The sequence below is a fragment of the Hymenobacter radiodurans genome (assembly GCF_004355185.1).
GTDB lineage: Bacteria > Bacteroidota > Bacteroidia > Cytophagales > Hymenobacteraceae > Hymenobacter > Hymenobacter radiodurans.
The window spans coordinates 4374810-4395720 of sequence record NZ_CP037922.1 but is presented as its reverse complement, the minus strand read 5'-3'; the positions used below and the strand labels follow the sequence as shown (position 1 = coordinate 4395720).

The 20911-nt window shown below is 52.8% G+C and carries 22 protein-coding genes; 11 read left to right on the top strand and 11 right to left on the bottom strand.

The genetic code is table 11. The features are described 5' to 3' along the window. Window positions 1-33 precede the first annotated feature (33 nt). From EPD59_RS19935 to EPD59_RS19920, 5 genes are all read left to right on the top strand, one after another. Complete coding sequence (locus tag EPD59_RS19935; RefSeq protein ID WP_133274309.1) at window positions 34-708, top strand: OmpA family protein; 675 nt, start codon at window positions 34-36, stop codon at window positions 706-708. A 108-nt stretch (window positions 709-816) separates the two neighbouring features. Then, window positions 817-2460 carry a prolyl oligopeptidase family serine peptidase gene (locus EPD59_RS19930; protein ID WP_317128410.1) on the top strand — a complete coding sequence of 548 codons (1644 nt, stop codon included), beginning with the start codon at window positions 817-819 and terminating at the stop codon, window positions 2458-2460. Then, window positions 2376-3014 (top strand): prolyl oligopeptidase family serine peptidase, encoded by a 639-nt coding sequence (locus tag EPD59_RS23910; RefSeq protein ID WP_317128409.1) that lies wholly within the window; start codon window positions 2376-2378, stop codon window positions 3012-3014. The genes EPD59_RS19930 and EPD59_RS23910 overlap by 85 nt, the downstream gene beginning before the upstream one ends. A gap of 143 nt (window positions 3015-3157) precedes the next feature. Continuing rightward, on the top strand, window positions 3158-3391 hold the full coding sequence (locus EPD59_RS19925; protein WP_133274308.1) for a hypothetical protein: 234 nt from the start codon (window positions 3158-3160) through the stop codon (window positions 3389-3391). 127 nt (window positions 3392-3518) lie between these two features. Beyond that, window positions 3519-4025, top strand: coding sequence for a GNAT family N-acetyltransferase (locus EPD59_RS19920; protein WP_133274769.1), 507 nt, complete (start codon window positions 3519-3521; stop codon window positions 4023-4025). 73 nt (window positions 4026-4098) lie between these two features. Here the strand turns inward: EPD59_RS19920 and EPD59_RS19915 are convergent, their stop codons facing one another. From EPD59_RS19915 to EPD59_RS19880, 9 genes are all read right to left on the bottom strand, one after another. Continuing rightward, complete coding sequence (locus EPD59_RS19915) at window positions 4099-4401, bottom strand: DUF4286 family protein (RefSeq protein ID WP_133274307.1); 303 nt, start codon at window positions 4399-4401, stop codon at window positions 4099-4101. Window positions 4402-4459: 58 nt separating this feature from the next. Beyond that, the gene (locus EPD59_RS19910) at window positions 4460-4909 is read right to left on the bottom strand and encodes a DUF6526 family protein (RefSeq protein WP_133274306.1); all 450 of its coding nucleotides are present in this window, start codon (window positions 4907-4909) and stop codon (window positions 4460-4462) included. A 117-nt stretch (window positions 4910-5026) separates the two neighbouring features. Then, the gene (locus EPD59_RS19905; RefSeq protein ID WP_133274305.1) at window positions 5027-5416 is read right to left on the bottom strand and encodes a hypothetical protein; all 390 of its coding nucleotides are present in this window, start codon (window positions 5414-5416) and stop codon (window positions 5027-5029) included. A 70-nt stretch (window positions 5417-5486) separates the two neighbouring features. After that, complete coding sequence (locus EPD59_RS19900; RefSeq protein WP_133274304.1) at window positions 5487-6752, bottom strand: MFS transporter; 1266 nt, start codon at window positions 6750-6752, stop codon at window positions 5487-5489. A 95-nt stretch (window positions 6753-6847) separates the two neighbouring features. Next, window positions 6848-7768, bottom strand: a complete 921-nt coding sequence (locus EPD59_RS19895; RefSeq protein ID WP_133274303.1) for a cation diffusion facilitator family transporter — start codon at window positions 7766-7768, stop codon at window positions 6848-6850. Window positions 7769-7786: 18 nt separating this feature from the next. Next, window positions 7787-9508, bottom strand: a complete 1722-nt coding sequence (locus tag EPD59_RS19890) for a TonB-dependent receptor domain-containing protein (protein ID WP_133274302.1) — start codon at window positions 9506-9508, stop codon at window positions 7787-7789. After that, window positions 9445-10074, bottom strand: coding sequence for a TonB-dependent receptor (locus EPD59_RS19885; protein ID WP_240731773.1), 630 nt, complete (start codon window positions 10072-10074; stop codon window positions 9445-9447). The genes EPD59_RS19890 and EPD59_RS19885 overlap by 64 nt, the downstream gene beginning before the upstream one ends. Then, the gene (locus tag EPD59_RS22925; protein WP_240731520.1) at window positions 9987-10238 is read right to left on the bottom strand and encodes a hypothetical protein; all 252 of its coding nucleotides are present in this window, start codon (window positions 10236-10238) and stop codon (window positions 9987-9989) included. The genes EPD59_RS19885 and EPD59_RS22925 overlap by 88 nt, the downstream gene beginning before the upstream one ends. Before the next feature lie 298 nt (window positions 10239-10536). Beyond that, window positions 10537-10881: a hypothetical protein gene (locus EPD59_RS19880; RefSeq protein WP_133274300.1), complete on the bottom strand. Its 345-nt coding sequence runs from the start codon at window positions 10879-10881 to the stop codon at window positions 10537-10539. A gap of 402 nt (window positions 10882-11283) precedes the next feature. Between EPD59_RS19880 and EPD59_RS19875 the strand changes: the two genes are divergently transcribed. Continuing rightward, window positions 11284-11727, top strand: coding sequence for a hypothetical protein (locus EPD59_RS19875; RefSeq protein ID WP_133274299.1), 444 nt, complete (start codon window positions 11284-11286; stop codon window positions 11725-11727). A gap of 327 nt (window positions 11728-12054) precedes the next feature. Here EPD59_RS19875 and EPD59_RS19870 read toward each other — a convergent pair whose 3' ends face one another. Then, window positions 12055-14694 carry an endo-1,4-beta-xylanase gene (locus EPD59_RS19870; protein WP_133274298.1) on the bottom strand — a complete coding sequence of 880 codons (2640 nt, stop codon included), beginning with the start codon at window positions 14692-14694 and terminating at the stop codon, window positions 12055-12057. Window positions 14695-15121: 427 nt separating this feature from the next. Here EPD59_RS19870 and htpG point away from each other — a divergent pair, with 427 nt between their 5' ends. Together htpG and EPD59_RS19860 are read left to right on the top strand one after the other, a co-directional pair. After that, window positions 15122-16954: a molecular chaperone HtpG gene (gene htpG / locus EPD59_RS19865; protein WP_133274297.1), complete on the top strand. Its 1833-nt coding sequence runs from the start codon at window positions 15122-15124 to the stop codon at window positions 16952-16954. A gap of 187 nt (window positions 16955-17141) precedes the next feature. Beyond that, window positions 17142-18089 carry a toxin-antitoxin system YwqK family antitoxin gene (locus EPD59_RS19860; RefSeq protein ID WP_133274296.1) on the top strand — a complete coding sequence of 316 codons (948 nt, stop codon included), beginning with the start codon at window positions 17142-17144 and terminating at the stop codon, window positions 18087-18089. A gap of 41 nt (window positions 18090-18130) precedes the next feature. Here the strand turns inward: EPD59_RS19860 and EPD59_RS19855 are convergent, their stop codons facing one another. Continuing rightward, complete coding sequence (locus tag EPD59_RS19855; protein WP_133274295.1) at window positions 18131-18490, bottom strand: YraN family protein; 360 nt, start codon at window positions 18488-18490, stop codon at window positions 18131-18133. Between the two features lie 70 nt (window positions 18491-18560). Here EPD59_RS19855 and lipB point away from each other — a divergent pair, with 70 nt between their 5' ends. The 3 genes from lipB to EPD59_RS19840 are packed head-to-tail and all read left to right on the top strand — an operon-like array spanning window position 18561 to window position 20896. Next, window positions 18561-19340 (top strand): lipoyl(octanoyl) transferase LipB, encoded by a 780-nt coding sequence (lipB, locus tag EPD59_RS19850; protein WP_133274294.1) that lies wholly within the window; start codon window positions 18561-18563, stop codon window positions 19338-19340. A 7-nt stretch (window positions 19341-19347) separates the two neighbouring features. Continuing rightward, on the top strand, window positions 19348-19764 hold the full coding sequence (locus EPD59_RS19845) for a hypothetical protein (protein ID WP_133274293.1): 417 nt from the start codon (window positions 19348-19350) through the stop codon (window positions 19762-19764). After that, a complete protein-coding gene (locus EPD59_RS19840) occupies window positions 19727-20896 on the top strand; it encodes an MraY family glycosyltransferase (RefSeq protein ID WP_240731519.1) in 1170 nt (389 codons plus the stop codon). Before EPD59_RS19845 ends, EPD59_RS19840 begins: the two co-directional genes overlap by 38 nt. Window positions 20897-20911 lie beyond the last annotated feature (15 nt).

Sequence of the window (20911 nt, the reverse complement as noted above, 5' to 3'; positions counted from 1 at the left end):
ATAAAGTACTTCTTTGCGTTACATATTCTACTCATGCAGGATTCTCAAAACCGCTCTTCCAACGACTTTTTCTGGCCCAGTTACGTGGACCTGATGACGTCGTTGTTTGTGGTGATGCTGGTGCTGTTTGTGTACAGCTTCAAGCTGTTTAAAGACCGCGAAAACGACCTGAAAAAGGCTAATGGCGACCTGAAAGCCAAAGCGGAAGAGTTGGAGCAGATTACTAAAATTCGGCGCTCGTTGCAGCGGCTGGAAGGCAAATACTTCCGCTACGACCCGAATCTGGAGCGCCACGAATTGCTCGTGCCGGTGCAGTTTAAGGCTGGGCAGGATGAAATTCAGGATGCGTACAAGCCCGCGCTTTTACAGGCCGGACGCACGCTGCGTTCTGTGCTCAAAACCATTAAGACGGAGCAGCCGGTGCGTTATTTGGTGATTGTGGAAGGCATGGCGGCGCGCTACGCCGGCAACGATTCACGTAACCGCACGCAGGAGCAGCTTACCTATCAGCTCAGCTACCGCCGGGCGCTGAATTTGCTGAACTTCTGGAAGCAGAATGGCCTCAACTTCAGCCAGGACAGCAACATCGAACTGATAATTGGTGGCAGCGGCTTCTATGGTACTGGCCGTTACCGCGGCTCGCGCGAAGGTGACAATAAGCGCTTCCTAATTCAGGTTATTCCAAAAATAGGACGCATAGGCAGCTAAGGCAGCCCAATAATTCGAGTATTAACTTATAACAATAGCTGTCTGAATAAACTATTAAAGAAAAGCTGTCGGCTATCTTCGACATCTACTCTGCTGCTCCCACACCTCATGCACATCCCTAAATATCCGCTGCTAGCTTTGCTGGCGCTGGCGGCTTGCCGCTCGGCGGGACCCACTGCCAAATCGGCTACTACTTATTCCGCTAACCCTCATATGGCGGCCGTTACCCCGTCTAGCTCCCCTGTGAAGTACCCCGAAACCCGCAAATCTGATCAGGTAGACGATTACCACGGCACGTCCGTTGCCGACCCGTACCGCTGGCTTGAAGACCTCGACTCGCCCGAAACCAAGGCGTGGGTGGAGGCTCAGAACAAGCTGACTTTTGGCTACTTAGAGAAAATACCGTTTCGCGACCAGATACGGGAGCGGCTTACCAACATCTGGAACTACGAGCGCTACGGTGTGCCGCAAGTGGAAGATGGGCAGCTGTATTTCTCCAAAAACGACGGTTTGCAAAACCAGGCCGTGCTGTACGTGCAGAAAAATGCCCCCCAGAGCCTGCCAGAAGTCCTGCTCGACCCAAATAAGTTCTCCACCGACGGCACTACAGCTCTGACGGGTACTTATTTCTCCAATGATCACCGCTACATGGCCTACTCGACTTCTGGCGGGGGTTCCGATTGGCTGAAGGTGAAAGTGCTGGACATCAAGACGCGCTTGCCGCTTAAGGATGAGCTGGAGTGGGTAAAGGTATCGGGGGTGGCGTGGGCCAAGGATGGTTTTTACTACAGTCGGTACGCCGCGCCTAAGTCGGGCGAAAACCAGCTGGCCGGCAAAAACGAGTTTCACAAAGTCTATTACCACAAGCTTGGTACCCCGCAAAAGACGGATAAGCTGGTGTATGAAGACAAGAAAATGCCGCTGGGCTTCCGGTTTGCGGGCACCACGGAAGATGAGAGATTCTTGGTGCTAAGCCTTACCGATGGCGTGGCCGACGGCAACCGCTTAGCCGTGCGCGACCTCACCGACCCGAAGCAGGCCGATAAATTCACGACGCTCATCAGCAGCTACGAGCACAACAACTCGGTAGTGGGCAACGTGGGGGGCAAATTGTTGGTGCTCACCAACTACCAGGCGCCTTTGTACCGTTTGGTGCTCATCGACCCCAAAAAGCCGCAGCAAGCCAACTGGAAAACGGTGCTGCCCGAAACCACTTATAAGATTGATAACGTGGAGCACGTGGGTGGCCGCCTCATTGCTACTTATCTAAAAGACGCGAGCAGTCAGGTAAAAGTGTACAGCGAGACTGGCGAGTTTCAAAATGATGTGGAACTGCCGGCCATTGGCACGGCCGCTGGATTTGGCGGACGCCGTGATGCCAAGGAAGTGTACTACGCTTTCACCTCGTTCACGTATCCGACCACCATTTACAAATACGACCTCGCTACCAAGCAAAGCACAATATTTCAGGCTCCCAAAGTGGAGGTGAAGCCTGATGACTATTTAACGACGCAGGTCTTTTATAGCAGCAAAGACGGCACGAAGATTCCGATGTTTATCGTGCACAAGAAAGGACTGAAGTTGGACGGCAAAAACCCGACTTACCTCTACGGTTACGGCGGGTTCGATATCTCCCTGACTCCATCGTTTAGCGTAGCGCGCATGCTGTGGCTGGAAAACGGGGAGTGTTGGCCGTGGCTAATCTGCGCGGTGGCGGCGAGTACGGCGAGGCCTGGCACAAAGCCGGTATGACGCCCAACAAGCAAAACGTATTCGACGATTTTATTGCCGCCGCCGAGTACTTATCGGTGCAGAACTACACCTCGCCTAAGCACTTGGCTATTGCAGGCGGCTCAAATGGCGGTTTGCTGGTGGGCGCCACCATGATTCAGCGCCCCGATGTAGCCCGCGTAGCGCTGCCGGCTGTGGGCGTGATGGACATGCTACGCTATCAGAAGTTTACGATTGGCTGGAACTGGGCGCCCGAGTACGGCACCTCCGACAACTACGCCCAGTTTCAGAATCTTTATAGCTTCTCGCCCCTGCATACGCTGAAGCAAGGCGCCGACTACCCGGCCACCATGATTACCACCGCCGACCACGACGACCGCGTGGTGCCGGCGCACTCGTTTAAATTTGCGGCGGCTTTGCAGGAAAAAGCAGGTGGCGCTAATCCGCAGCTTATTCGCGTAGACGTAAATGCGGGCCACGGCGCGGGCAAAAGCACCAAGCTGCAAATTCAGGAATGGGCCGATGTTTGGGCCTTTACCTACTACAGCATGGGCCTGAATCCCTACGGAAAATAGGCGTAAAAAAGCCCCCAGCGGTTGAGCTTGGACTGAATCTGGGAAGGAATAGCCATTGGGGGGCTTTTTTCCGTACTAACCTTTCGCGGGTCGCTTTGTATCTTGCGGCCCGAAACCCAATTGCCCGCCTTATTCGGCTGTTTATGAAGAAAACGCTTGTGCTCGGTCTGTTGGCCGGCACTTCCCTGACCCTATCCGTGACCTCGTGCAAGAATCCGGATTATAAGAACATGGACGAGAATGTGGCTGTAAAGCCCCTGCCGCCCATTCCCGCCGCTGCCGATACCACCGGCGGCAAGCCCGACTCCAATGTGCCCCGCGAGATAAACGCCGTCAACGCCACCGAGAGCATCAAGAAAATGCAGCCTCAGATGTAATTGAGCGCTTAAAAAGTAAAACTGCACAATGAGCAATAGCCAATTTGGAGCTATTGCTCATTGTGCTTTTCGGCTCTTCTTCACTAAGGGCTACGTTTGTCATAATATACCTTTGATCTTTCCACTGATGACGACCATCCGCCGCGGCATTCGCGCCGATTTGCCCCAAGTGCTGGCTCTTATTCAGGAACTAGCCGTGTATGAGCGCGCCCCTCACGAGGTGACCAATACCCTGGCCGATATGGAGCGCGACGGTTTTGGGCCAGACCCCATTTTTAAGTTTTTTGTAGCCGAAAAAGCCCCCCAGCAGATCGTGGGGCTGGCTTTGTACTACACCGCCTACTCTACCTGGAAGGGCCGGATGCTGTTTCTGGAAGACTTGGTCGTGACGGAAGAAGTGCGCGGTACGGGCCTCGGCAAACTGCTTTTCGACGCGGTAGTGGCTGAAGCCCGCGCTACCGGCGCTAATCGTATGAAATGGCAGGTGCTGGAGTGGAACGAGCCCGCTATCGGCTTCTACAAGAAGATTGGGGCCAACCTCGACCCGGAGTGGTTCAACGGCAACCTCAACGCCGAGCAGCTGCAAGCTTATGCCTGTGCCCCCGCTGCGGAAGCAGCGGTGAATAATGCGTAGATGAGCGACTAACTCAATCAAAAAAGCCCCCGGAATCATCTGGGGGGCTTTTTTATTAAGTCGCAACTTGCTGTCAGTCCATTACCTCCAGCACGGTGCGGAAAGAAACGTACTGACCGGGAAAGCGAATTTCGAGGTCGGCGCGCAAGCCGGGGGCGGATATGCGCTGGTACTCTTCGAGCTGCTCCAGGCTAGCGCAGTAGTATTGCGCTGCGTAGGTGATGCCTCCTTCTTCCTCATTGAGCAGACGGCAGAGCTGACTGCGGATGAAAAAACCAGTGGCCATCACCTCCGGCATATGGGTTTCTTGCATAAAAGCCAGCCACTCGTCCGCTATTTCTGGCTCGATGCTGCTTGTTACGTTGTAAAGAATCATGATGTAAACGGTTGATTGTTAAATGGTCAGGCAGCCATTTGATCGGTGTAAGCTTTCCTCACACCCGCATAGGATCGAAGTGAAACTCTTGAATACGAGCCTGAATGGTTTTGGGGGGCAAATTTTCGCTGATAGTAGCCTGCACCAAGCCAGCCAACTCGGCATCGCCGGCAAAGCGTAGTGACAGAATCTGCTTTAGCGAAAGCCGATCCTCCAACGGCCGCAGGCTTTGACCCGTGACCTCAAAATACCGTTGCCGTACCTCCAGCCGAATCAGGCGGTCTTGCAAAGTAAGGGCATAATGCTGACGTAGCATTACCAGCACACCTAACCCGATAACGGCCAGCGCCATGATGGAAAACCAGAGCCGCGACAGATCTGAGTCGTCGCCGGCTACCTCAGCGTAGCGCCGGCCGGTGTAGAAGGCCATAATGAGCGCCGCTGGCAGCAGAACGAAATGGTGCAGCGGATAATAGCGAGCGGTGTTTTTGGTCGGTAGATTGGCCATTAATAAGGGGTGAAGTGAGCGTGTGAACATAAAAAACTCCAGCCGATGGGCTGGAGTTTTTACAAGGGTAATTGTGTCTGAACTGCCTACGTAAAGCGCCGGCTTACAGACAAATGCTTAGGAGCGCTTACGTTCTGCTTTTAAGCGAAGCCGTTCGGCTTTCAACTCTGCCTGCCGGGCTTTTTCGCGTTGCTTAGTAGCTTTTAGATCTAGTTCTTGACCTTCTATCTGCTTTTTCTGCGCCCGACGATTAGCCTGCATCTCGTCCTCCTGACGATCCATTTCCTTTTTCTGCTTACGCATGTCGTCGCGCTGATTATCAATCGCGTCGGCAGTCTTCTCGCGTTCCTTGCGCTGCTCCTTCAGAGCCTGCTCATTGGTTTTTAACGCCTCTTGCTGTTGCTGAATCCGCAATTGAGTAGAGTCAACGGTAGTAGTTTGGGCCTGGGCGGTGTGGCTTAGTAAAGCGATGCCAACCAGGGTAAGAATACTTGCTAATTTTTTCATGATAGGTCGGACTTGCCGCTGTTTAGCCTGAAACGGTACGAAGCAGCCGAATGTTGCCAAATACTGATACTTATGAAACTTCCAGATAATCAAGGTCTTTGCCGTAGCTCTCAGGCAGAGTGCTTACGCTCCAGAATGCTATCAGCAACGATACCACACCCAAAACAGCCGCGCTCCCGATAAGGCCAAGTGGGCCAGTGAGAAACTGAAAGGTGGGAGCCAGAATTATTACGGAGCCGCGGGCAAAATTAGGAGCCGTAGTAGCTACCGTGGCCCGCAGATTGGTGCCGAACTGCTCAGCTGCCACGGTTACAAACAACGCCCAGAAACCCACGGATAAGCCCAACACGAAGCATACCGCATAGAAAGTAGTGGTGCTGGCGCCTCGCAAGCCAAACAAGTAGGCCGCCACCATGAGTCCGCAGAATACTAGGAACACTTGCAACGCGCGGTTGCGGCTTCGCCAGATTTGACTTAGCCCGCCGCTGGCAAAATCACCAAATACTAGCCCGAAATAGCACCAGAACACCGCCAAGCCGGCCGTTACCTCGCCCTGCACACCCAACTCCCGCCCAAACTCCGGCGCCAGCGTGATCAGAATGCCCACGACAAACCACAGTGGCACACCGATTAGCAGGCACTTTATGTATTTGGCCAGGCGCGGGCCGTTGGTGAATAAATCCAGGAACCTGCCGCGCACGGCCTCGCTGCGCTTGGCTTGCTCAAACATGCCTGACTCGTAGACGCTGACGCGTAATAGCAGCAGTGCTAAACCCAGTCCGCCACCGATAAAGTAAGCGTTGCGCCAACCAAACCGCTCGCCCACCCAGTAGGCCAGCATAGCTCCCGATACGCCCACGGTGGCCACTATCATGGTGCCGTACCCACGCTTTTCTTTCGGCAAACTTTCGGCTACCAGCGTAATTCCAGCCCCTAGCTCTCCGGCCAAACCGATGCCCGCAATGAGCCGCAGCCAGGCATACTGATCGATGGTCTGCACAAAGCCGTTGGCAATATTGGCCAGCGAATACAAGAGAATAGACCCGAACAGCACCGAGATCCGGCCTCGCTTGTCGCCCAACACGCCCCACAAAATGCCCCCCAGCAGCATGCCGCCCATCTGCATATTGATCAGGTACAGACCCTGGCTAGTGACGGCCGCTTTATCTGTCACACCCAGTGCATTCAGGCTTTGCACGCGCACAATACTGAACAGAATCAGGTCATAAATATCCACGAAGTAGCCCAGGGCAGCCACAATCACCACGGCGCTAAATACAGAGGCGTGTTTAGTTTCGGGGGGCAAAATGGGAACTGGAGCAGCGGGTTTACTCATAAAAGCAAGGTTGGGTAGATATGCTGATTTTGGGTCCGGTGAAGGTGAAGATTTTTTGGCAAAAAAGCCCCCCAGCCTGCCTATAATGAGCAGTCTTATACTTCGCAGCCGCCGTGGCTGCCTGCTACTGGCACCGTATCTTCTATCTGCACGGTGCAATGGCTGATACCAAACGTAGCTTCTAACGTGGTTTGTAGCTCATGCAGAAAGGCGTTGTTGGCGCCGCCCGGACGCACGAGGTGGGCCGAAAGGGCGGTATCGCGGGTACTTAGGGGCCACACATGTAGATCGTGGACCTGCGTAACGCCGGGGCAGGACAGCAAAAACTGACGCACAGCAGCTAGGTCGATGCCCGGCGGTACGGCTTGTAGGCTGAGCTGTACGGTTTCGCGCAGCAAGCTCCACGAGCTGTACGCAATCAGTCCCAGAATACCGAAGCTGATTAGCGCATCGAGCCGCAGCCAACCCGTCCAGAGCACGAGGGCGCCCCCAACCACCACGCCCGCCGACACCAAGGCATCGGTGAGCATGTGCATATAAGCGCCACGCACGTTTACGTCGCCCTGCTGCCCGCGCCGGAACAGCCACGCCGTGAAGCCATTGACCACAATGCCGATGCTAGCTAGCAGCATCACAACGCGGCCGTCGACGGGCGTGGGGTGGAGCAAGTGGTCGATGGCATCCCAGAGGATAATGCCTAGTGCGGCATACAGCAGGGCGGCATTCAGCAAAGCCGCCTGAATAGTAGCGCTCTTCAGGCCATAAGTGTAGCGCTCGGAAGCGGGTCGGCGGGCCAAGCGAGTAGCCCCCCAGGCCAGCGCCAGGCTTAGTACATCGCTCAGATTGTGGCCCGCATCGGAAAGCAGTGCCGAAGAGTTAGCCCAAAGGCCGCCCGCCGCTTCCACCACCACAAAAACCATATTCAGCGCAATACCTATAGCAAAAGCTTGGCTATAGTCGCCCTCAGTGGGAACGGCGTGATGGTGATCGTGACCGTGGTGGTGAGCGTGTGCCATAGCTCAGTATAGTTATTTCTACTTAAACACTAGTGGCACCACCAGCTTCACGCTCACATTGCGGCCCATATTAAATACGCCACTACGACCATTCGCGGGGTTGAAAGCTGCGTATTTCAATCGGCTCAAATGGCTTTGGTACCCTACGTTGAAGAGGTTGGTGCCCGTTAAATAAATAGAAAACAGCGTTTTGGCTTGCGACGTTACCACGTCGGTGCCAATGCTGGCATTGGTCAGGGTGTAGCCAGGCGTGCGAGTTTCGGTGCCGAAAGCGGAGAAGAATCTATTTTGAGCAAACGTGTGCTCAATACCGGCGCGGGCATAGAGGTTGGCGAAGTGAGTACCTACTTTATTAAAATTGACGCGCACCTCTGATTGTAGCCGGTCGGCGGGAATGAAGGGCAGATTGCGCAGGCTGTCGGGCTGGTTGCGCTCCTGGGCCCGCACTATCGAAAAGCTATTCTCGAAGTGAAGCCAGTCGAGCGGGTGAGGGTGGATATCAATTGTAAATTCGCCCCCCAGCAGGCGCGCATCGCCCTGGCCATACACAAAAACAGGGTCGCCGTCGACCGAAAGCGAATCGGCGCCGGTTGCGCCGGGCAGGCGGCGGGGAAAGATGTAGTTCTGAATCTGGTTGCGGAAAGCATCGATGCGCAGGCCTACGTGCTCGGTTTCGTAGCTGGCCCCCGCGTCAAGCTGAAAGCTGGTTTCGGCCTTCAGCGCGGGGTTGCCAATTTCGTAGCGAATAGTACCCTCATGAATGCCATTGGAGCCTAGCTCGGCAATATTAGGTGCCCGGAAACCACGGGCCACGTTGGCTTTGAGCACGAGCTTCTCGGTAGCCTCAAAAGAGCCCCCCACGCTACCCGATACATTCCGGAATGTGCTCACAAAGCCCGGAAATTTCATTTCTCCCGTCGGCGCGGGCACGGGCTGTTCTTCGGCATCAAGGTAAAGGTTATCGGCCTCAATGCGGCGCCAGTCGTAGCGTAGGCCGCCGCTCAGATCGAGCTTGCCAAATGTTTTCTTGGTGACCGCAAACGCGCCAGCATCGAACAGTTGGTAAGCCGGAATCAGGAACTCAACGCCTTTATTCACGTTTTGCTGCCGCATACCGCTGGTCCCAATGGTGGTATTCCAGCCGTTCACTTCGGGCAAAAAATAGCGCAGGCTATAGTCTACGGTACGAAGCTGAAAGAACAGCGACTCTTCGTAGTAGTCGGCGGGGTTGCCAAACTCGCGACGCAGGTTTTGCTGCCAGCCCACGTTGAGCGTTAGGCGGCTTTGGTTGAAAATAAAGTTGTTCTCAGTGCCGATGCGCAAATGATTAATCTGCTGGCGGGGCACCTGCAACGTGTAGGTGCGCAGGGCATCTTCGCTCTGGGGCTCGCCTACTATGTTATCGGCGCCGCGAGCAACTGGCTTCAGAAACTGGCCCGTAATAGTATCTCGGTCGCCTTCTACCAAACCTACGAGCTGATTGAAGGTGCTAAGGGTGAGGTGCGAATAGCCCCAGCTTTTATTCAGGCCGATGTAACCGTTGCCATTTAGCTCCCGAAAGCCCGAGTTGAATACGCGGCCATCATAAGGGTTGCGGTAGTTGCTGGCTACTTTGCCGCTGTTGCGAGCCATCCAGTTGAAGCCGTTGAGGTTGCCGGCGTTCATCACGGAGTAACCTAGCAAGCTATTATTAGTCTGGTAGTTAGTCGATACTGAGCCGATGATCTTGCCTTCTTCCACGGGGTCGGGGCCACAAAATTGACGACGCCGGCCAAGCCATCGGAGCCGTAGAGTAGGCTGCCGGGGCCTTTGATAACTTCGGCTCGGTCGATGCCGGCTTCGTCGATTTCGATGCCGTGCTCATCACCCCACTGCTGGCCTTCTTGGCGGGCGCCATTGTTTAGTGTTATCACCCGGTTGGCCCCCAAACCCCGAATAATGGGTTTGCTGATGCCTACGCCGGTCGTGATTTGCGAGAGGCCAGGGGTGTGCGCGATGGCATCAACTACATTGGTAGCCGCCATCTGATTCAGTTGGGTACGGTTTACGACGGTAGTCGGGATGGGAGAGCGGCGCATCTCCGTGCTTGCCGATACGCCCGTAACTACCACCTGCCCAATTTCGGTGGCCGCCGGAACCAGCGCAATATCGAGTGGCTGCCCAGTGCCGGTATCCACAGTGCGCACTACAGTAGTGTAGCCTAAGCTGCGCACTTGCATCAAAAAACGACCTTTGGGTAGATTGGTGAAGCGGAAGGCGCCATCGGGGCCCGTGGCTGTAAATCGTCGCAGATCTGGAAAGAGGATGGTGGCCGACGGGAGCGGCTCGCCGGTGGCTTGGTCAACGATGCGTCCTGTAATGGGTGCGGCGAGGGCGCGGCTAGTGGATGAGGCCGGAGGAGAAGATGGTTTTTGGGCAAAAACGCCCCCGCCAGCAGCAACAGCCCGGCGGTCAGAATGATACGCGTCATAAACATAGGTTCAGTGGGCAACTACGCACGCGCAGCCCATCAATTGATAGTGGAAAACTGAAATGCCAGCCATTGCGCACGCTACGATCCTGCTGGCGCATCTTGCTGCCTGCAAAGAGGCGTTGCCGTCGTGGCTGCTCTTGCCTTGGGCGGCTTGGTTGCCTGAACGTAGGGTTGGAACCTAAAGCGCCTTATGAAAATTGTCGGAGAGCAGCTTTTACTGCATAGCAGTAGAGAAACGCAGGTAGAATTAGCCCCTGGGGAGCAAATTCATCGGCAATGTGGCTGGGAAAAGAAGCTAAGCCTGGGTGGGTGGGCCCCGCAGGCGCGCCACTTGCACACTCCGATGTGCATCAGCCAAAAAGCCCCCCACAGCCTCCTGATGGGCATAAAGTACCACGAATGGCAACTCCAGCGGCGCTGGTACTTGGAAGGGGACGTTATAGAAATGATCGACCTGACAGTGCTGGTGCTGAACCGTGAGCAAGGCCTTGTCCTGCGCTTTATCAACGCGGGTAGCTTGCGCCGATTCCTCCAGTGTGTGCTCGTGCTGGTGCAGCGCCAGTATCCACGCGTCGGGCAGCAGCACCCGCGTAAAGCAGAGCAGCAGTAGAAGAGCCAGACGGGAACGCAAAGTCCGCATTTGCAACAATGTGTCAGAAGGGAGTACACAAAAGTACGCGGAAAATGATAATAGGTAGTTAAATCAACTTATTAACTATTTGCGGGCTGATAAAAGCTCCCCAGAATTAATTGAAGAGCGTAGCCTTAATTGTCAAAACTACGGAGCTACACCTCAAACCGATCCGGATTTATACTGGTTGCTATTTTTATACGAATTAAAGAAACAAGAGAGAGCAGTACTGGCTAATCTACTAGGGAAAGCATTATATCATCAGTGTTCATAAAGTATATAATCTATTCTTAATGCGTAAATAAATAAGCTATTACACTCTTAAATGAAAATTACTGGCAAGCAATTCGCTACTTATAATCGTTGCTTTGCTTTTAGCACTTTAAAAAGCTTCTGGCTTTTATTTTCAAGATGATACTTGCTCAAATAGATTGTCTGCGGGTGCAGTACGATGAATCCTTGTGCCTGTTGCGCTACCAGTGGTGCGGTGGTAGTTCGCTGCACAGCTTTGCTCAGGCCATGAACTACCTAGCTGAGCTGGTGCAGACGCATCAAATCAAGCGCGTGCTGGTAGATATGAACGGCTTACCTGAGTTGAGCATGAAGGAACAGATTTGGGTGGGCGTTAGCTGGTTTCCCCGCGTAGCGGCCCAATCCGTGCAGCATGTAGCTGTAGTTGTTCCACCCGCTGCTACCTACAATCAGATGGTCGTAGAAAGCTTATTAGGATTCAGCCGGCAAATCACTCGCTTCGATGTGCAGTTTTTTGCTGACCCTGGCTCGGCGCTGGATTGGCTAACCAACTCTCCTATTCATATGCTGGCGTTGCTGGCTGAATGGCAGTCGGCCTCTTAAAAAAAGCCCCCAATTGCCCGTATGCTACCGATGCAACGAAAGCATAACATTTCAAGAACATTCGGGACACAACTACTGCCGACATTTGGAGTATAAAGATATATAACCCACCCTGTTACCACCCACGCTATGAAAACACTGTCCGCACGATTACTGCGCCGCGTTGTGGCTGCCCTTCGTCCCGCCTCCAAAAAACCTGCAGCAGGTAATCCTGATGCTTTATTTGTGTAGTTGAGTTGCCAGAAATCAATCGGTTTTTGAGAATATAAAAAGGGCGGCTGATTTCAGCCGCCCTTTTCTATGGCATACTTTTCAGGTAACAGGTCGTTATTTAACGACCATCATACGCAGGGTTTCCACTTTGCCATTTGTGATTAAACGGCCGGTATAAATGCCTTCGGGCAACGAGGTTCCGTCCAGCGAAATTTCATATTCTCGGCCTGCTTCGGCTCGGCCGTTGAAGGGAGTGGCTACAAGCTGCCCATACGGATTGTAGACTTGCAGCTGGGCTTGCCCTGACTCAGTAGAGCGGAAACGCACGGTAGTGCGCCCATTAAATGGATTGGGGTAAGCTTCAAATAAGCGAATGAGCTTCTCTTTCAGCACTGCCAAGTCGGCGTTGGTGCCCGTGGTGCAGTCGCCTAGTCTAACTATCCCTTTGGTATACGTGAGCAGAGCGGGAACAGCACTTTTAGCAACGCACACTACCTTGCCATTGACACAAATCAGCACCTTGGGAGAGTTATTGTTGTTGCTGCACCGCACATCCACTACGGTCAGGGTTACTTGCTTGGTAGTGGTGCAGCCAACTTCATTGGTGATGGTGGCAGTGAAGGTGAAGGTGCCCGCTTCCGTAGCCGTGAATACCGGATCAGCAATGGAGGTGCTGCTCAGTCCAGCTGGTCCTTGCCAAGCATAGCTGGCCCCGCCACTGGCCGCGAGTATAACGCTCTGCGGACCGTAGCCCAGATAAATGTTGGTGGGTACACCACCAGTATACACAGCATTGACTGGCATCACGACAACTTCAGGGGCCGTAAACACCGGATTGATCGTTAGGTTGGTGGTGTTGGCATTGCCCAGCACACTAGGATTGCTGCTTGTTACCCGAATGCGGTAGCGCGTACCCTCCGGCGTATTAGCTGGAATAGTGGCGTTGATAGCGTAGTTACCGGCAGTTGATGCTGTAATAGAGCCAAGGGCCGTAAAAGTCGCGAAGCTGCCGGTAGCATCCGAAAGCTCAGCCGTGTAGGTTTGGTTGGAGGCTACTACGCCATTGGCGCTGAATGGCACCTGGAGCGTGCTGCTGCCGCAGAAAGTAGTAGCAGCCAAACTCGTCGCCGTCGTGATTGTCGATAGGGTAGTGCCTTGCACGTATTCGCGCAACCATTTCAAGGCGGGGCGCTCGGCGCCGTTTTCATACGCTATGTACGCTCCTTGGGCGGTGCGCCAGTGCCCGGGCCGGTAGCCCCACAGCGTAATGCCTTTCACGGCGGGGTGTTCGTAGAATAATGGAAACACCCGCTGATACTCGGCTAGTTGTACATCGTCCTGCAAACCATCGACATCAAATTCTGTGATGTACAATGGCAGGCCAGAGGTGGCCAACAAGTTCAGGTTGTTTGTGAGCGTGGCGGCCGGAGTAGGACGAGTGGAGAAGGCGTGGCCCTGAATACCAATCACGTCAATCAGGTTTTCGCGCTTCAGTAAGTTGATGATGTTCAGGTAGCGCTGGGTGTTGGACGTTACATTTTCAACACTATAGTCGTTGAGCATCAGCGGCGTATTCGGGAAATATACACGAGCCAGCTTAAAGGAATTGATTACCCAATCCCAGCCGGTAGTGCCATTACCACCGAGGGCCTCAATATAATTGCCGCTGCCTTGGTCCGTCGCATTCCGCTTAAAGGGCGGGTCGTTAGTGGGCTCATTTACTACTTCTAGGAAGGCAATATCGGGGTAGCGCTGCGCCACGGCCGCAAACCACTCCTTTATTTCCTCTAACTGCTCGGCGGGGGGCAAATTTTCGATCCAAGCAGGCTGTTGGTTGCCCCACACCAGCACGTGCATCCGAAATGGTACATTCTGGCGCTTGGCTTGATTATAGGCCAAATCGAGACCAGTCCAGTTCATCACGTCACGAGTGGCTTCTACGCTGCCCCATTTGCCGTCGTTCTCCGACACCACCTGGTTCCAATATTTATCGAAATTAACTCCCTGAGAGTTGCTCAAAGCGCCGCCTACAAATTTGGGCTTACCAGTAGCAACCGGAGGGCCAGGGGGAACAAATGGCGGCGGGGGTGGCGTAGTAGAGCCTTGTTGGCCATTGTCGAGGTTGCTCACGGTGAAAAATACGCCTGAAGCCCCAAATACGAACTTATCGATGTCCAACCCATTCTCGCGGCTACCAATTTCAAACGTCTGGGTTAAGCTACCTGCTGGTACCGTGAATGTACTTCCACCATCAAATGCTGATATCCGAAACCATCTCCACGTGTTACTGGCTCCACCAGGACCGCTGGCCGAAACGACATCCGTAGCAGTTGTGTACCCGCCACCAGCCAGACCGTTGGCAATTCGCCATTGGCTAGCATCGGAGGCCGACCGAGTACCAAATGAGTTCGGTACGTAGTAACTGTCATCGTCGAAATTACCTGAACCTACGCGTGCTCTGGCGTACAGATCATATACACCAGGCCCCGGAAACGTAACCGTGTAAGTAAGCACCCGGCTGTCGGCATTAGGACTTGAAGCGCCATTGTTCGCGTCTCGAACAAGATCTCCAACTACCCGGATAAAGCCAGTTCCGGTGCTTGCTTCGGTTAAAAATGTAATAGCCGCAGGCGTGCTTGTGGCCCGAAGTGTACCAGCTTCGGCTTGCAGCGTTACCGGGGCGTTCTGACCATAGGCGGTCAGAGTGATGGCTAAAGCTGTAAGGAGAAAGCTTAAGCGTCGAAGTGTCATCATATGTGGAATTTGTTGTAAATGGTTAGTTATTAGGTAGTAGTAAATGTGCACTCAGGCAACAGCAGCTGCCAAGTTAGAATCGTACTACGGTGCCGTAATCGATTCAGTAACAGGCTAATTTTAGATAAACTATGCAAGCGTTTGCGATAGGAGAGTGCAATCGGTTGTGATAGCTAGAAGGGTCTGCAAGCACAAAATTTTGTTGCTAAAGACTAGTGTTGCCTTTCCTTTATATCAGGTGTACACAGACTTGCTTTATACTTCGGCTTTCGGCTGATAAGCTGTAGTTGAGATATAAACAGGTGTCAAACTGGCAGCCGCGAGTAGCGTGGAACAGGTTTTGAAATCCGCTGCATTCAGGAAGCGGGCTCATAGAGTCCTGCAATTCTGTCCACTTTTTATTTCAAGACTCATTTTTTAAGGCGCTATGCAAGAGACAGGTAGTATCTCGATTCACACCGAGAACATCTTCCCCATCATCAAGAAGTTTCTCTACTCCGATCACGAGATCTTTTTGCGGGAGTTGGTTTCCAATGCCGTGGACGCCACCCAAAAGCTGAAGAGCTTGGCGCAACTAGGCGAGTTCAAGGGCGAACTGGGCGAGCTGAAAGTGCGGGTAACCTTAGATAAGGAAGCGCGCAAAATCACCATCTCGGACCGTGGCCTCGGCATGACGGGCGAGGAGATCAAGAAGTACATCAACCAGATTGCTTTCTCCGGCGCTACTGAGTTTGTAGAAAAGTATAAGGAGAAGGATGCTGCGACTAAAGACCAGATTATCGGTCAGTTTGGCTTGGGTTTCTACTCGGCTTTCATGGTAGCCGATCAAGTAGAGATTTTCTCTCAGTCGTATAAAGAAGGTACCGAAGGTGCGCATTGGACTTGCGACGGTAGCACGGAGTTTACGCTCGAAACTACCGAGAAAGCAGAGCGCGGCACTGACGTAGTGCTGCACGTAGCCGCCGATTCCGACGAGTTTTTGGAAGAGGCTCGCCTACGGAACATCCTGACCAAGTACTGCAAGTTTCTGCCCATCGAAATTGAGTTCGAAGGCACGGTCATTAACCAAACGCAACCGATCTGGACCAAGCAGCCGGCCGAACTGACGGATGAGGACTACACCAAATTCTATCAGGAACTGTATCCGTTCTCGGAGGCACCGCTATTCTGGATTCACCTCAATGTAGATTATCCCTTCAACCTGACGGGCATTCTGTACTTCCCGAAGGTGAAGGATGAACTGCAATTCCAGCGCAATAAGATTCAGCTCTACTCGCGGCAGGTATTTATTACCGATGAGGTAAAAGATGTAGTGCCCGAGTTCCTGATGCTGCTGCACGGCGTAATCGACTCGCCGGATATTCCGCTGAACGTGTCGCGTAGTTTCCTGCAGGCCGATGCGGCCGTACGGAAAATCAATACCTATATCACCAAGAAGGTAGCCGATAAGCTGGGTGAGCTGTTCCGGAAAGATCGGGCTGGTTACGAGCAAAAGTGGTCGGATATCGGTCTGTTTGTGAAGTACGGCATGCTGTCGGACGAGAAGTTTTATGAGAAGGCGAAGGATTTTGCCTTGGTACAGAACGTGGGGGGCAAATTCTTTACCCTCAGTGAGTACCAGGAGTTTGTGCAAGCCAATCAAAAGGATAAAAACGATCAGTTGGTTATCCTGTATAGCACCGACGCTGAAGCACAGCATGGCTACGTAGTGGCCGCCCAAGATAGGGGCTACGATGTGCTGAAACTGGAAGCCGTGCTCGATCCGCACTTTATCGGCCAGCTAGAGCAGAAGCTCGAAAAGACCACGTTCAAGCGTGTCGACGCTGATACCATCGGTAAGCTGATCGAGAAGGATGAAACGACCGAAAGCGTACTCAGCGACGACGACAAAACGCGCTTGCAGGAGCTGTTCTCGAAGGCCATCAGCAACGAGCAAATGCATGTGCAGGTAGATGCTTTGTCGCCGCAGGAAGCGCCCGTACTTATTACAATGCCTGAGTTTATGCGCCGCATGAAGGATATGCAGCGCACAGGTGGCGGCGGTGGAATGGCGATGTTTGGCTCACTGCCGGACAGCTACACCGTAAGCGTGAATGCGAACCACGCCATTACGCAACGGGTGCTGCAAGCCGATGAAGAAGCGGGCCGCAAGCTGGCCCGTCAGGCATTCGATCTGGCTTTGCTGTCGCAGAATATGTTGAAAGGTGAAGCCTTAACGGCCTTTGTGAAGCGCAGCACCGATTTACTGGCTGCCGAGTAGTACTAAATAGTACACGTAGTTTTAAGTAGTACAAAACCCGTTGACTAGTAAGTCAGCGGGTTTTGTTTTGGTAAAACTTCCCATTCTGAAATAACTTCTTTCCACCACGTTTGGGGGGCAAAATTAAGCCGGGCACCAAATCAGGTTATCTTTACGTTCGAGGCTTTGAATATTGCTTATTTCATCGATGCGCTTCTTTCGCTTTTCACTTGTTCTGCTGGTTTTGCTGGGATTAGCTGCCGCTGCTTGCTCACGCAAAACGGTTTCCTTTAATAGTAAGGCTGATGATCCAGCACTCACAACGCTGTCTGATTCGTTGGTTCAGACTAGCGACACAACGGGTGGGAAGATTGCTAAGAAGGTAACGCTCAGTAAAGAAGAGGCCCGGGCGGCCCGGGCAAAAGAAAAAGCCGCGGAGCGCAAGCCAAAAAAGAAGAAGAATATCTTCCTCGGGGAGCCAATCAAGAAGGCCTACGTGAAGTCAGGAGCAAAGGGGCGCAACCAGATTACGGAGCAGTTCTATTATATGCGCACTCCCAAGCCCACTGATCCGTATGTGCCTACGCGCTATTATTTCGATGCGCGCAAAGGCCGGATTGTGCAGGACAGAGCGGGCGTGGACCCCGGCGATAATAAAGTGCTGCATGGGCCTTACAAAAAAATGCAGGGGGGCAAAATTGTAGAAACAGGCTACTTCGCCATAGGAGCAAAGCACTTGCGCTGGGAGCGGTTCAATCGGGAAGGAATTCTGCTAACGAAGATTCACTACGAGAAAGGCTTTCCGCGCGACGCCGAAATCACGTATTACGATGCGGAGCGCACAAAGATCAAAGAGATAATACCTTACTACAACGGGAAGCTGGAAGGCGAATACGCTCGCTTTCTGGAGAATGGGCAGAAGGACTGGGATGGGCAGTTTGAGAACGGCAAAAAAGTAGGAGAGTGGGCTAAGTACTGGGGTTTTCGTAACCGTCGGCACTACGAATATCTCTATGGAGAAAACGGCTACGACCCCGAGGTAAAGGAACCAGTTCTTTTTAAGGAATATAACCGCAACGGAGTGCTGGTGTACGAGAAAGATAAGCTCGACAAGCGCGACGCTGTTACTGATCGGCCGGGGTCAAAGCAGAAATAAGCTGCTCATTTTACAGCCATACTTTACTATAAGAGTATCGGTTAGTAAAAGGCATCCTCGAAGTGTTCGATGCGAAAGCCATCGGTAAGTTGGGTGAGCGCCAGAATATCAAAGCGAATATCGCCGCGCCAGTCTACCTCTTCCTGATACTGATCAGCAGCTAAGCGGAAAAGCTGACGCTTGCGCTCCGTTACGAATTCTTCGGGGTAGCCGTATTGGCTGGAGGAGCGCGTTTTTACTTCCACAAAAACCAGTAATGCGGTGCTTCGCTGCACAATTAGGTCTACCTCAGCGCGCCGGTAACGGTAGTTTTGGTGGGCGACGGTATAGCCCTGCTTTAGAAAAAAATCGGCCGCGGCCGCTTCGCCGGCGTGACCAAGCAGATGGCTGGAGCCAGGCATGGCAAGATGGTTGTGGGTTGGGTTTGGCGCTGAATATAGTACCTTTGTGCCTTTATTTCAGCGTTTATCGATGAATACAAATCCTGCTTCAATAACGACGGCTGCGCTTTTGCCTGTGGCACCTGCTGGGGGGCAAAATCGCCACGTCATTGTGGAGCGGCTCGGGTTGATTGAGTATGAAGCTGCGTGGGCGTATCAGGAGGAATTGCTGGCTGCTACGGTAGCTATAAAAACGCAAAATCGGCAAGCCGCGGAAGCAAATTTGCCCCCCAAGCCGACTCCCAACTACCTACTGCTCTGCCAACACCCCCATGTGTACACGCTGGGCAAAAGTGGTAAAGAAGAAAATCTGTTGTTAAGTGAAGCGGAACTGGCCTTACATGGAGCAACGTTTCACCGTATCAATCGGGGAGGTGACATTACTTATCATGGCCCCGGCCAGTTGGTAGGTTATCCTATTCTTGACCTCGACAATTTCTTCACCGATATCCACCGCTACCTACGCGTATTGGAAGAAGCTATTATTCGTACGCTAGCTGAATACGGGTTAACTGCTGGCCGCATCGCCGGCCTAACGGGCGTGTGGCTGGACTTTGAGGAAAATGCCACCCAGCCGCGCAAAATCTGCGCAATGGGGGTGAAGTGCAGCCGTTGGGTGACCATGCACGGCTTTGCGCTTAACGTAAATACCGACCTCACGTATTTCGGCCATATCGTGCCCTGCGGCATCACCGACAAAACTGTTACCTCTCTACAGCAGGAGTTGGGCTACGCAGTACCAATTACTGAAGTAGAAAATCGTTTGCTTCCTCACCTGGCAGCTTTACTGGAGGCTGAGCTGTCTGTTTGATTATTGAATGAAAGAAGATATTATTTTTGATCCGGTGGAAGGCGTCTCCATAGCTATCGTACCTGATGAGGCCGCGGCTACGGAAGCGGGAAAGCCTGGTTGGCAAGTGTATCTGCTCAACCATAATGACTATCCATTGAGCAATGTTATCATTAGTTCCAATGGCTATGGCACGCTAGAGGACGGCGAAAAGGTGCGGACTTCAACCTTGCGGCATGTATTTGCGGAAGTAGAGCCCCGGAGCACCGTACCCGTCGAACCTATTGACCCTGATTTGTTTCACCTCAATAATCAGTATTGGGTAAGCTACTATCGTGGCCCGCAGATCTTCGATAAGAAGTTCATCTTCGTGCCCGATTCTATTGTGTCTGCCAACCTGATTCCTATTGCTCTGCTCGGCCGCGAAGGCGTGCTGCACGGGTAAAAGTTTACGCGCAGATGAGCAGGAGCGTATCCTGTTGTTTGCTTCATCTTTGAGCCAATACGTGATGAATGCCATTGGAATTACGCTGGGGTTGTCGTTTTTGTGGTCCTTTTTAGTGGCACTGTTTGCGGTACCTTCCATCATTTATATTGCCCATCTCAAAAACATGCTCGATACGCCTAACGTGCGGACCGTGCATGAGTCGCTTACTCCCCGCTTGGGGGGCGTAGCTGTATTTGCGGGGTTTATGTCGGCTCTCACCATCTTTGCCGACCTCAACAACGGTGTTCAACAGCTTCTGGCCGGTTGTATCGTCCTGTTCTTTGTGGGTTTGAAAGATGACTTAGTGAGCATTTCGGTCACTAAAAAGTTTGTGGGCCAGCTTCTTGCTACCGGCATCGTCATGGTAATGGCCGATGTGCGCATTACAAGCTTTCAGGGGATTCTGGGTATTCATGAGTTGCCGATTGGAATCAGCTATGCCTTCACTTTCCTAGTCATAGTGGGCATCACCAACGCCATTAATCTGATAGATGGCTTAGATGGCTTAGCAGGCACAATTGTTAGCATTATCGTCACAACGCTTGGGTATTTTTTCTACCGGTATGGTGGCTCCGAATTTGGCAATTACGTGTATGTGTCGGTGTGCGTGTTGGGGGGCATTTTAGGCTTCCTGCGCTATAACTTCCACCGAGCCACCATTTTTATGGGCGATACTGGCTCACTCGTATGTGGCTTCATCGTCTCCATTCTCACTATCCAATTTATTGAAATGGGTGCCCAATTAGGCCAGCCATTTGGCGCTTCCGCTCCATCAGTGGCCGTCGGCATCCTGTTCGTTCCCCTCTTTGATACGCTACGGGTTTTCCTGATCCGCATGATGGCCGGTCGTTCGCCATTCTCGCCTGATAAGAACCATGTGCATCATCGCATTCTGGCTATGGGCTTCCAGCAAATTAGTACGGTGATGTTGTTGGGTTTATTAAATCTGGTGGTTATCTTATTTGTGATCAACTTCGCTGAGCTGGGCAACACAATCCTTATCGTTGTATTGGTGGCCTTTTCAGTGCTGTTGAGTGTGTTTTTGGGCGTGTATCGTAGCCGCACTGCGCAACAGCGAGTAGCTTCTTAAACCGGTGATATTCAG

Bases quoted from the DNA above. Each gene is read 5' to 3' on its own strand.
- EPD59_RS19935 (WP_133274309.1), top strand. From the start codon at position 34: ATGCAGGATTCTCAAAACCGCTCTTCCAACGACTTTTTCTGGCCCAGT.
- EPD59_RS19930 (WP_317128410.1), top strand. From the start codon at position 817: ATGCACATCCCTAAATATCCGCTGCTAGCTTTGCTGGCGCTGGCGGCT.
- EPD59_RS19925 (WP_133274308.1), top strand. From the start codon at position 3,158: ATGAAGAAAACGCTTGTGCTCGGTCTGTTGGCCGGCACTTCCCTGACC.
- EPD59_RS19920 (WP_133274769.1), top strand. From the start codon at position 3,519: ATGACGACCATCCGCCGCGGCATTCGCGCCGATTTGCCCCAAGTGCTG.
- EPD59_RS19915 (WP_133274307.1), bottom strand. From the start codon at position 4,401: ATGATTCTTTACAACGTAACAAGCAGCATCGAGCCAGAAATAGCGGAC.
- EPD59_RS19910 (WP_133274306.1), bottom strand. From the start codon at position 4,909: ATGGCCAATCTACCGACCAAAAACACCGCTCGCTATTATCCGCTGCAC.
- EPD59_RS19905 (WP_133274305.1), bottom strand. From the start codon at position 5,416: ATGAAAAAATTAGCAAGTATTCTTACCCTGGTTGGCATCGCTTTACTA.
- EPD59_RS19900 (WP_133274304.1), bottom strand. From the start codon at position 6,752: ATGAGTAAACCCGCTGCTCCAGTTCCCATTTTGCCCCCCGAAACTAAA.
- EPD59_RS19895 (WP_133274303.1), bottom strand. From the start codon at position 7,768: ATGGCACACGCTCACCACCACGGTCACGATCACCATCACGCCGTTCCC.
- EPD59_RS22925 (WP_240731520.1), bottom strand. From the start codon at position 10,238: ATGACGCGTATCATTCTGACCGCCGGGCTGTTGCTGCTGGCGGGGGCG.
- EPD59_RS19880 (WP_133274300.1), bottom strand. From the start codon at position 10,881: ATGCGGACTTTGCGTTCCCGTCTGGCTCTTCTACTGCTGCTCTGCTTT.
- EPD59_RS19875 (WP_133274299.1), top strand. From the start codon at position 11,284: ATGATACTTGCTCAAATAGATTGTCTGCGGGTGCAGTACGATGAATCC.
- EPD59_RS19870 (WP_133274298.1), bottom strand. From the start codon at position 14,694: ATGATGACACTTCGACGCTTAAGCTTTCTCCTTACAGCTTTAGCCATC.
- htpG (WP_133274297.1), top strand. From the start codon at position 15,122: ATGCAAGAGACAGGTAGTATCTCGATTCACACCGAGAACATCTTCCCC.
- EPD59_RS19860 (WP_133274296.1), top strand. From the start codon at position 17,142: ATGCGCTTCTTTCGCTTTTCACTTGTTCTGCTGGTTTTGCTGGGATTA.
- EPD59_RS19855 (WP_133274295.1), bottom strand. From the start codon at position 18,490: ATGCCTGGCTCCAGCCATCTGCTTGGTCACGCCGGCGAAGCGGCCGCG.
- lipB (WP_133274294.1), top strand. From the start codon at position 18,561: ATGAATACAAATCCTGCTTCAATAACGACGGCTGCGCTTTTGCCTGTG.
- EPD59_RS19845 (WP_133274293.1), top strand. From the start codon at position 19,348: ATGAAAGAAGATATTATTTTTGATCCGGTGGAAGGCGTCTCCATAGCT.